Genomic DNA, 8,427 nt, shown 5'->3' on the forward strand with positions numbered 1-8,427 from the left:
CGCTGGCTCGCGCGCAAGGACGCGCGGCGCGTGGCCGTGATCGGTGCGGGTGAGCAGGCGCAGCTTCAATTGCAGGCACTGCGGATGGTTCGCGAGATCGACTACGTCGCCGTCTGGGCGCGCGATGCCGGACGCGCGAGAAGCTTCGCCGAGCATGTGCAAGGCATCCCTTGCGAGGTTGCCGCAACCGTCCATGACGCACTTGCTCACGCCGATATAGCCATCACCACGACGCCGAGCCGCGCTCCTCTCATTCATGCTGAAGACCTGCATCCCGGCTTGCATATTACCGCGATGGGATCGGACGCGGAGCACAAGAACGAACTTGCGCCAGCCGTCATCACCGCCGCGCGTTATATCTGCGACCGTCTTCAGCAAACCCGTGTGCTCGGCGAACTGCATCACGCGATCGAGGTTGGTTCGATTGCTGGCGACGCAAGTTTTGCCGAGTTGGGACAGGTCATCGCGGGCACTCACAAAGGGCGTGCCCATGACGATGAAATCACTATCTGCGACCTGACCGGCACGGGCGCGCAAGACACAGCAATTGCGGCTCTCGCGCTGCAACGCGCGCGCGCGGCGAACGCCGGAACCATTTTCAACAACGACGTGACGCTCTGAGAGGGGACGATGTCATCAATGACAGAGATGCAGACGCAGAAGCAACCGCAAGAGAAACCAAAGCCGGCAGAACCCACGGTACGCCTGTCGTTCGAGCGTAGCGAGTTCGACGCGCGTATTGCCAAGACCCGGCAAGCGATGCAAAAAGCGGGGGTCGATCTGCTGATCGTCTCCGATCCGACCAACATGGGCTGGCTCACCGGCTACGATGGCTGGTCGTTTTATGTGCACCAGTGCGTGCTCCTGCCAATGGAAGGCGAGCCTGTCTGGTTCGGTCGCGGACAGGATGCGAACGGCGCGAAGCGCACGGTATTCATGCAGCACGATCAGATTGTGGGATACCCAGATCATTACGTCCAATCACAAGTGCGGCATCCTATGGATTATCTGTCGGGAGAAGTGATTGCCGCGCGTGGCTGGGATAAATGCCGGATCGGCGTGGAGATGGACAACTACTACTTCAGCGCAGCAGCGTATGCATCGCTGACCCAGCATCTGCCACACGCGTCATGGGTCGACGCAACGGGTCTCGTTAACTGGCAGCGTGCCGTCAAGTCGCCGCGTGAGATCGAGTACATGCGCATCGCAGCGCGGATTGTCGAGAAGATGCACGCACGCATTCTCGACCGGGTTGAACCGGGCATGCGCAAGAGTGATCTTGTCGCGGAGATCTATTTGGCGGGCATCACTGGCGTGGAAGGTTATGGTGGCGACTACCCCGCCATCGTGCCTCTACTGCCGACCGGATCGGATGCCGCCGCGCCGCACCTGACCTGGGACGACTCCGAGTTCACCTTGAACGCAGGAACGTTCTTCGAAATTGCCGGCTGCTTCAAGCGGTATCACTGTCCACAATCGCGCACGGTCTATCTTGGCCGGCCGCCGCAACATTTCATCGATGCAGAAAAGGCCGTGCTGGAAGGCATAGAAGCGGGGCTTGCGGCGGCGAAACCCGGCAATCTTTGCGAAGACATCGCTAACGCATTTTTTGCGGTGCTGCGCAAGTCTGGAATCGAGAAGGACAGCCGCTGCGGTTACCCGATCGGCGCGAGTTATCCGCCCGACTGGGGCGAACGCACCATGAGCCTGCGCCCGGGGGACAAGACTGTCCTCGAACCCGGCATGACGTTTCATTTCATGCCGGGGTTGTGGCTCGACGACTGGGGCCTGGAAATCACGGAGAGCATCCTGATTACCGGCACGGGCGTGGAGACGTTCTGCAATACGCCGCGAAAATTGTTTGTGAAGGAGTAGCAATGCGTGCGTCACCCATTACGCCGACAGTGGATCTCGCCGCCGAAGGCGAGCAGCACGGGTTTCTCAAACTGCCGTATTCACGCGACGATTCGGCGTGGGGCGCCATCATGATTCCGATCACCGTGATCCAGCGCAGGGAGGGGCCGACGGTGCTGCTGACCGGCGGCAATCACGGCGACGAATATGAAGGGCCGATCGCGCTGTCGAAGCTCGCTTCCACGCTCAAGGCAAGCGACGTCACCGGCCGGGTGATCGTCGTGCCCTTCATGAACTATCCGGCGTTCAAGGCCGGCACGCGTACTTCATCCGTCGACTCCGGCAACCTCAACCGGAGTTTTCCGGGCAAACCGGATGGCACGGTCACAGAAAAAATAGCGGACTATTTCCAGCGGCATTTACTGCCCCTATCCGACTACGTGCTCGACATTCATGCCGGCGGTCGCACGCTGGATTTCTTGCCGTTCGCAGCCATCCATGTGCTGTCCGACGCGCAACAACAGGCGCGTTGCGAAGCCGCGATGCGCGCGTTCGGCGCGCCCTATTCCATGCGCATGCTCGAGCTCGATAGTGTGGGTCTATTCGATTCAGCGGTGGAAGAAGCGGGGAAGGTGTTTGTCTCCACTGAGTTGGGCGGTGGCGGGACCGCGACTGCCGCGAGCGTGGCGATTGCGGAACGAGGTGTGTACGGCTTTCTCGCGCATGCGGGTGTCATCGACCGGGAAGGGATTTCTCCGCGCGATGACGTGAGGGGCGGCAACAGCACGACAACCCTGCTCGACATGCCGGACGGCACTTGCTACACCACCAGCGCGCATAGTGGATTGCTCGAAATGTGCCAACATTTAGGGGATTTTGTTCAAAAGGGCGACGTGCTGGCCCGTATCTATGACGCCACGCGCACCGGTGTGCCCGCAGTCGAATACGTGGCACGCCGCAGCGGTTTGGTCGCTGCGCGGCACTTCCCGGGACTGGTTCAGATCGGCGACACGGTGGCGGTAGTCGCTGACGTTGTCGAAGGCAATATCCCGGTGCTCGTCTGACCGTGATCAAGCTCGACCGCTATGACATCGCCATCCTGCGCATCCTGGCGCGCGACGGCCGCATCACGAAATCGCGGCTGGCCGAAGAGGTCAACCTGTCGATTTCTCCAGCGTGGGAACGCGTGCGCAAGCTGGAGGAGAGCGGTGTCATCAAGGGGTATAGGGCGGAACTCGATTGGGTGGGTGCTATCAAGGCGAGCCGGATCGTAGTGGAAGTGACGCTGGCAAAACACACCGCGCACGACATGCGGCGCTTCGAGCAACGGGTACTGGCCGCGCAGCAAGTTGTTCAGTGTTACGCGACGGGCGGCGGCGTGGACTATGTACTGCACGTGGTCTCGCCGGACATTGATCATTACCAGCGCTTCATCGACTCCTTGCTGACGGATGAGATAGGGATCGAACGCTATTTCACGTACATCGTCACCAAGGTCGTGAAAAGCATGCCAGACAGCGTTCCCGACTGGGACTAGACGAATATCGCGAGAAGGGCTCGCAGAACAGAAAAAAACGCCACGCAAGGCGTACCACATCGAAAAAATCGCACCGCGGCAGGGAAGAAAATGGACGTCATACAGTGCAATCAGGAGCCTCTCATGTTGCTGGGTCATCCCGTCCTCTTCAAGTCGCTTTGTTATGTCGATGGCCGCTGGATTCATAGCGACAGCGCGTCAACAATCGCCGTGCAGAACCCCGCCGACCAGGAGGTGATCGGTCATGTGCCCATGCTGGATTGTGCGCAAATAGAGGCAGCGGTTGGCGCCGCGCAGCGTGCATTCGAATCCTGGCGATGGGTGGCACAAGAGCGCCGCAGCGCGATCCTGCTGCGCTGGCATGAGCTGATCCTGCGCCATCAACACGATCTCGCCGGCATTCTCTCGATGGAACAAGGCAAGCCTTTGGCCGAATCCAAAGGGGAAATTGCGTATGCGGCAAGCTTCGTCGAGTGGTACGCCAACGAAGCAAAACGTCTATGCGGCCGCACGATTCCCACGCATATCAATGGCGCGCATCTCGGCACGGTGATGGAACCGGTCGGCGTTGCCGCGCTTATTACGCCGTGGAATTTCCCGGTTGCGATGATTACCCGCAAGGCTGCTGCCGCGCTTGCCGCGGGTTGTACGGTGATCGTTAAGCCCGCGCACGAAACACCTTTCTCCGCGCTGGCGCTGGCGCAACTGGCGGAAGAAGCGGGTTTTCCCACGGGCGTATTCAACGTTGTGCTGGGCGAGCCGCAAATGGCGATGGAAACGCTGGTACGCGATGTGCGCGTGCGCTCGGTCAGCTTCACCGGGTCAACGCGTGTAGGCGGGCTCGTCGCGCGCGCGGCGGCCGAGTCCGGCATCAAGAAACTGGCGCTGGAACTTGGCGGCAACGCGCCGTTCATCGTGACGGAAGACGCTGATCTCGATCAGGCCGTCAAGGTGGCGGTCGGTGCGAAGTTCCAGACCTCGGGACAGGACTGTTGCGCGGCGAACCGCATCTTCGTGGCCGCGTCGCTGTACGAAACCTTCGTTGATCGATACACCGAAGCCGTGCGCGCGTTGAAGGTCGGTCCGGCTTTCGAGGCGGGCGTGGAGGTTGGCCCGCTGACGCATCAGGCGGCCTTCGATACCACCGCCGAGCGCGTGACCGACGCCCGGGCGAAGGGCGCGCGCATCACAACCGGCGGACAGGCGCATGCGCTCGGCGGGTGGTTCTTCGAGCCCACCGTCGTGGCCGACGCCGCGCCTGGCATGCGTATCTACGACGAAGAGAACTTCGCCCCGACATCCGCCATTTCATCGTTCAACACGCTCGACGAAGTGGTTGCGAAAGCGAATGACACTGAACACGGTCTGGCTGCCTACATCTGCGCCACGCGCGTGGACACGATCTTTCAACTGGTGCGCCGGCTCGACTTCGCGATGATCTCGGTCAACGGCGTCAAGTTCACCGGTGCGCCTATCCCCTTCGGCGGCATGAAGGCGTCGGGCCTTGGCCGTGAAGGAGGATCGGAGGGTTTCGAGCCGTTCGTCGAAACCAAATATTTTTGCCTCGGCAACCTCGGTCTGCCGCTGAGCGTCTGAGCGTCACAGCGTAATCAAATTCAGGGAGTAACTCATGGCACAGCAACTCGACCAACTGTTCAACGAAGACCGCGCACACTTCATGCATCCTTCGACCCACGCGCACGATCACGCGAGCGGTGCGCTGCCCGGCAAGATCATTCGGGGAGCGAAGGGTATCCGGATCGAAGATCACGAGGGCAAGAGCTACATAGACGCCTTCGCGGGTCTCTACTGCGTGAACATTGGCTATGGCCGCACCGAAGTGGCCGATGCGATCTTCGAGCAAGCGAAAAAGCTGGCGTATTACCACACGTACGCGGGCCATTCCACCGACACTATCATCGAGCTGTCGTCGCGGATTATCGACTGGGCGCCGGCCGGGATGAAGAAGGTTTATTACGGCATGTCTGGTTCGGACGCCAACGAGACGCAGATCAAGATTGTCTGGTACTACAACAACGTGCTGGGTCGCCCGAACAAGAAGAAGATCATTTCACGCGAGCGTGGTTATCACGGTTCGGGCATTGTTACGGGCAGCCTGACGGGTCTTCCGAGCTTCCATCAGCATTTCGATTTGCCGATCGATCGCGTGAAGCATACGGTCTGCCCGCACTGGTACCGGCAGGCGCCGGCGGGCATGAACGAAACGCAGTTTGTCGCGTATTGCGTGGAGGAGCTGGAGAAGCTGATCGCACACGAGGGCGCCGATACAATCGCTGCGTTCATAGGTGAACCGGTAATGGGGACGGGCGGTATCATCGCGCCTCCGGAGGGGTATTGGGCCGCCATCCAGCAGGTACTGAAGAAGCACGACATCCTGCTGATTTCCGATGAAGTGGTGTGCGGCTTCGGCCGGCTCGGGTCGAAGATGGGCGCGCAGCACTACGGCATGCAACCGGACCTGATCACCGTTGCGAAGGGTCTCACGAGCGCTTATGCGCCGCTGTCGGGCGTGATTGTCGGCGAACGTGTGTGGGATGTGATCGATAAAGGGTCGCAGGAACACGGCGCGATGGGACACGGCTGGACCTATTCCGGTCACCCGATCTGCGCGGCCGCCGCGATCGCGAACCTGGACATTCTGGAACGCGAGAACCTGACGCAGAACGCCGCGGATGTCGGCGCTTATCTCGGCGCGCAGTTGCATGCCGCGTTCGACCAGCATCCGCTAGTGGGTGAAGTGCGCAATGCCGGGATGCTGGCGGCGCTTGAATTCATGGCGGACAAGCCAGGACGTCAGCCCTTCGATGCAGCGTTGAAGGTCGGGCCGAAGGTATCGGCGGCGGCGTTGCTGCGCGGGGTAATCGCACGGGCAATGCCGCACGGCGATATTCTCGGCTTTGCGCTGCCGCTGGTGACGACGCAGGAGGATGTCGACGAGATTGTCGGCATTGTGAGGGCGGCGGTGGATGAAATAGCGACGCAGACGATCGCTTAAGAAGACGCCAGGTTCTGAACTGCACCCCAAAAGTTGGACACCCGTGCAACGAATTTGGGGTGCTTTTTTTATTAGCAAGCAGTGCGCGATTCAAGTGTTCGGTGGTAAAGACTATTTGTCAGGCAAGGGTGGTAGGAATCGAGAACGTGGCGCGACGACATGGCGTGGACCATCGCGCGGTGCAAAAGAGGGGCGTTGTTGAATAAAGAAAACATCGAGCAAAGCGTCCCGATGTTCGCTACTTTCTAGACTTTCACGGACACCGGCATACCGAGATTGGTCATTCGGTTCAGTGCAGACACACTGATCCATGCCTCGGTCTTTTGCTGCGCCAGCGCGCGCCTTCATGGTGTTGCCGAAAATGCGCTTGTGGCGTTGCATCGCAAGCTCGGCATAGTTGCGCAGGTTGTAGCCCGTGATGCGCTGCCAGGCGAGGCGCCCTTGTTGCGCAATGACTTCAATATGGTGGTCGGGTTGATTTGGACCAGTGCATCGCGATGTTTCTCGTCTCGCCGCTTTTTGCGGGGATCGATGCCATTTGCGACCAAGGCTCGGCATTCTGCCGCTCGCTCCCGAGCTTGCTGTAGCGAAACGGCGGGATAAGTGCCGAGCGAGATGCGCGGTTGTTTCCCGCCCATTCTGTAACGGAAGTGCCAATACCTGTGGTCGTCCGGAGTGATCCACAGGGTCAGGCCACCGCCGTCGGGCACCCCGTATGCCTTGGGGCGAGTCCTGGCTGTTTGGGCTTGTCGCGCGGTGAGGAGCATGATGAGTACATCTTCCTAACTCGAACTTTCAATGTACTCAAAAAAGTACTCATTTTCAATCGGATCACCGGGGAGCGTATCGGACGTTAAAAGACAAAAACCCCGCAGGCACAAGGCTTTACGGGGTTTCTCGGACTTCTTCGGATTGCTCCGGACTACGTGTTGGTGCCCAAGAGAGGACTCGAACCTCCACACCTTGCGGCGCATGGACCTGAACCATGTGCATCTACCAATTCCGCCACCTGGGCCAAGGGATGCAACTAAGGGTGCTTTTTAGCGAACGATTCAAAGCTGTCAATGGTCAGGTAAGAAATGATTGACGTCCTCCCCGTCCTCCCCGTCCTCAGCCATCGGCTGCCGCTTACGCGGAAAGGGCGGGGATTCCTCCAGCGAGACGGCCACGTCCGACCGCGAGAATGTTGATGGCGGCGTTGATGTCGCGGTGGTGATACGCACCGCATACCTCACACGCCCATTCTCTTATTCCAAGACCTGCGACACCTTTGGGCCCCGTGCGAGACTGGCAGCACGAACAGGTCTGGGTTGAATACGCTTCGTTGATTTGCTCGAACCACACGCCTGCGTCATCGCATTTGTACCGGAGCATGGTTCGGAACATCCCCCAACCTGCATCGAGCACGGACTGGGCCATCCGTGTCTTTGCCAGGGCAAGGGAATTCACCTGGCCTACGAAGAATCGCGTCGTACTTGCGCACGAGCGCTGTGGAGTGCTTGTGATGCTGATCCTTGCGACGGTTCGCGGCTTTCGCGCAAAGTGCGCGCACGAGCTCCGGCTTCTTCGCCCGCTGCGCCCGGGCAATCTTCTCTTCGAGTAGGCGATGATGCGGTTCAAACTCGAGCAGGACGGCATCGCTGGTCGCGGCACGGCGCAGATTCAGATCCAGTGCGACCGCCTTGCCGATCGCCGCAGGGGCTGGTCCGGGTGGCTTCTGGAGCTTGATCGTGACGTTCAGATACCAGCGCCCGCGCGCGTCTTCGCTGATCGAACCCGTACCCAGCCTGTACTTCGATAAGCCGTAGCTGTCCCACAGACCCAGCGGCTTGCCGGCGAGAAACACTTGGCCGTTGCGATACTGGATCGCGCTCGACTTGAAGGGGATCCACCCCAGGCTGCGCTTCGCACCCTTGGACACTCGCCATCTGAGCCTCACCTTGCGGAACTGCCTGCGCCAGGTTGCAAACTCTTCGGCCACTGCCTGCACGGTTTGCGAATGGAGCGGCAGGCCTTCCTG

7 protein-coding genes, 1 tRNA gene and 3 pseudogenes are annotated in these 8,427 nt (G+C 60.1%); 6 read left to right on the top strand and 5 right to left on the bottom strand.

The window, feature by feature from the left end:
• The 6 genes and pseudogenes from EOS_RS36685 to EOS_RS36710 all read left to right on the top strand — a co-directional run.
• Positions 1–621: pseudogene (locus EOS_RS36685) on the top strand (ornithine cyclodeaminase family protein); the annotation flags it as partial.
• 18 nt (positions 622–639) lie between these two features.
• A complete protein-coding gene (doeA, locus tag EOS_RS36690; RefSeq protein ID WP_047897125.1) occupies positions 640–1,875 on the top strand; it encodes an ectoine hydrolase DoeA in 1,236 nt (411 codons plus the stop codon).
• A gap of 2 nt (positions 1,876–1,877) precedes the next feature.
• The gene (gene doeB, locus EOS_RS36695; RefSeq protein ID WP_047897126.1) at positions 1,878–2,918 is read left to right on the top strand and encodes a N(2)-acetyl-L-2,4-diaminobutanoate deacetylase DoeB; all 1,041 of its coding nucleotides are present in this window, start codon (positions 1,878–1,880) and stop codon (positions 2,916–2,918) included.
• A 5-nt stretch (positions 2,919–2,923) separates the two neighbouring features.
• Positions 2,924–3,391: an Lrp/AsnC family transcriptional regulator gene (locus tag EOS_RS36700; RefSeq protein ID WP_047897129.1), complete on the top strand. Its 468-nt coding sequence runs from the start codon at positions 2,924–2,926 to the stop codon at positions 3,389–3,391.
• 123 nt (positions 3,392–3,514) lie between these two features.
• Positions 3,515–4,987, top strand: a complete 1,473-nt coding sequence (locus EOS_RS36705) for an NAD-dependent succinate-semialdehyde dehydrogenase (protein WP_047897127.1) — start codon at positions 3,515–3,517, stop codon at positions 4,985–4,987.
• A 34-nt stretch (positions 4,988–5,021) separates the two neighbouring features.
• A complete protein-coding gene (locus EOS_RS36710) occupies positions 5,022–6,407 on the top strand; it encodes an aspartate aminotransferase family protein (RefSeq protein WP_047897128.1) in 1,386 nt (461 codons plus the stop codon).
• A gap of 111 nt (positions 6,408–6,518) precedes the next feature.
• On the opposite strand, the gene EOS_RS48465 is transcribed toward EOS_RS36710, so the two are convergent.
• The 5 genes and pseudogenes from EOS_RS48465 to EOS_RS47300 all read right to left on the bottom strand — a co-directional run.
• Complete coding sequence (locus tag EOS_RS48465; protein WP_235443080.1) at positions 6,519–6,965, bottom strand: hypothetical protein; 447 nt, start codon at positions 6,963–6,965, stop codon at positions 6,519–6,521.
• Positions 6,966–6,973: 8 nt separating this feature from the next.
• Positions 6,974–7,174 (bottom strand): annotated as a pseudogene (locus EOS_RS48470) (Arm DNA-binding domain-containing protein); the annotation flags it as partial.
• Positions 7,175–7,337: 163 nt separating this feature from the next.
• A tRNA-Leu gene (locus EOS_RS36715) sits at positions 7,338–7,422 on the bottom strand.
• Between the two features lie 113 nt (positions 7,423–7,535).
• Positions 7,536–7,826 carry an RNA-guided endonuclease InsQ/TnpB family protein gene (locus tag EOS_RS49440; RefSeq protein ID WP_152693252.1) on the bottom strand — a complete coding sequence of 97 codons (291 nt, stop codon included), beginning with the start codon at positions 7,824–7,826 and terminating at the stop codon, positions 7,536–7,538.
• A pseudogene (locus EOS_RS47300) lies at positions 7,759–8,427 on the bottom strand (hypothetical protein); the annotation flags it as partial. The pseudogene EOS_RS47300 and the gene EOS_RS49440, both read right to left, overlap by 68 nt.

The organism is Caballeronia mineralivorans PML1(12) (assembly GCF_001028175.1).
Lineage (GTDB): Bacteria > Pseudomonadota > Gammaproteobacteria > Burkholderiales > Burkholderiaceae > Caballeronia > Caballeronia mineralivorans.

What these genes read in the sequence shown, in the direction of transcription:
- EOS_RS48465 (WP_235443080.1), bottom strand. Translation starts at nt 6,965, where the DNA reads ATGCCGAGCCTTGGTCGCAAATGGCATCGATCCCCGCAAAAAGCGGCG.
- EOS_RS36705 (WP_047897127.1), top strand. Translation starts at nt 3,515, where the DNA reads ATGTTGCTGGGTCATCCCGTCCTCTTCAAGTCGCTTTGTTATGTCGAT.
- EOS_RS36710 (WP_047897128.1), top strand. Translation starts at nt 5,022, where the DNA reads ATGGCACAGCAACTCGACCAACTGTTCAACGAAGACCGCGCACACTTC.
- doeA (WP_047897125.1), top strand. Translation starts at nt 640, where the DNA reads ATGACAGAGATGCAGACGCAGAAGCAACCGCAAGAGAAACCAAAGCCG.
- doeB (WP_047897126.1), top strand. Translation starts at nt 1,878, where the DNA reads ATGCGTGCGTCACCCATTACGCCGACAGTGGATCTCGCCGCCGAAGGC.
- EOS_RS49440 (WP_152693252.1), bottom strand. Translation starts at nt 7,826, where the DNA reads ATGGCCCAGTCCGTGCTCGATGCAGGTTGGGGGATGTTCCGAACCATG.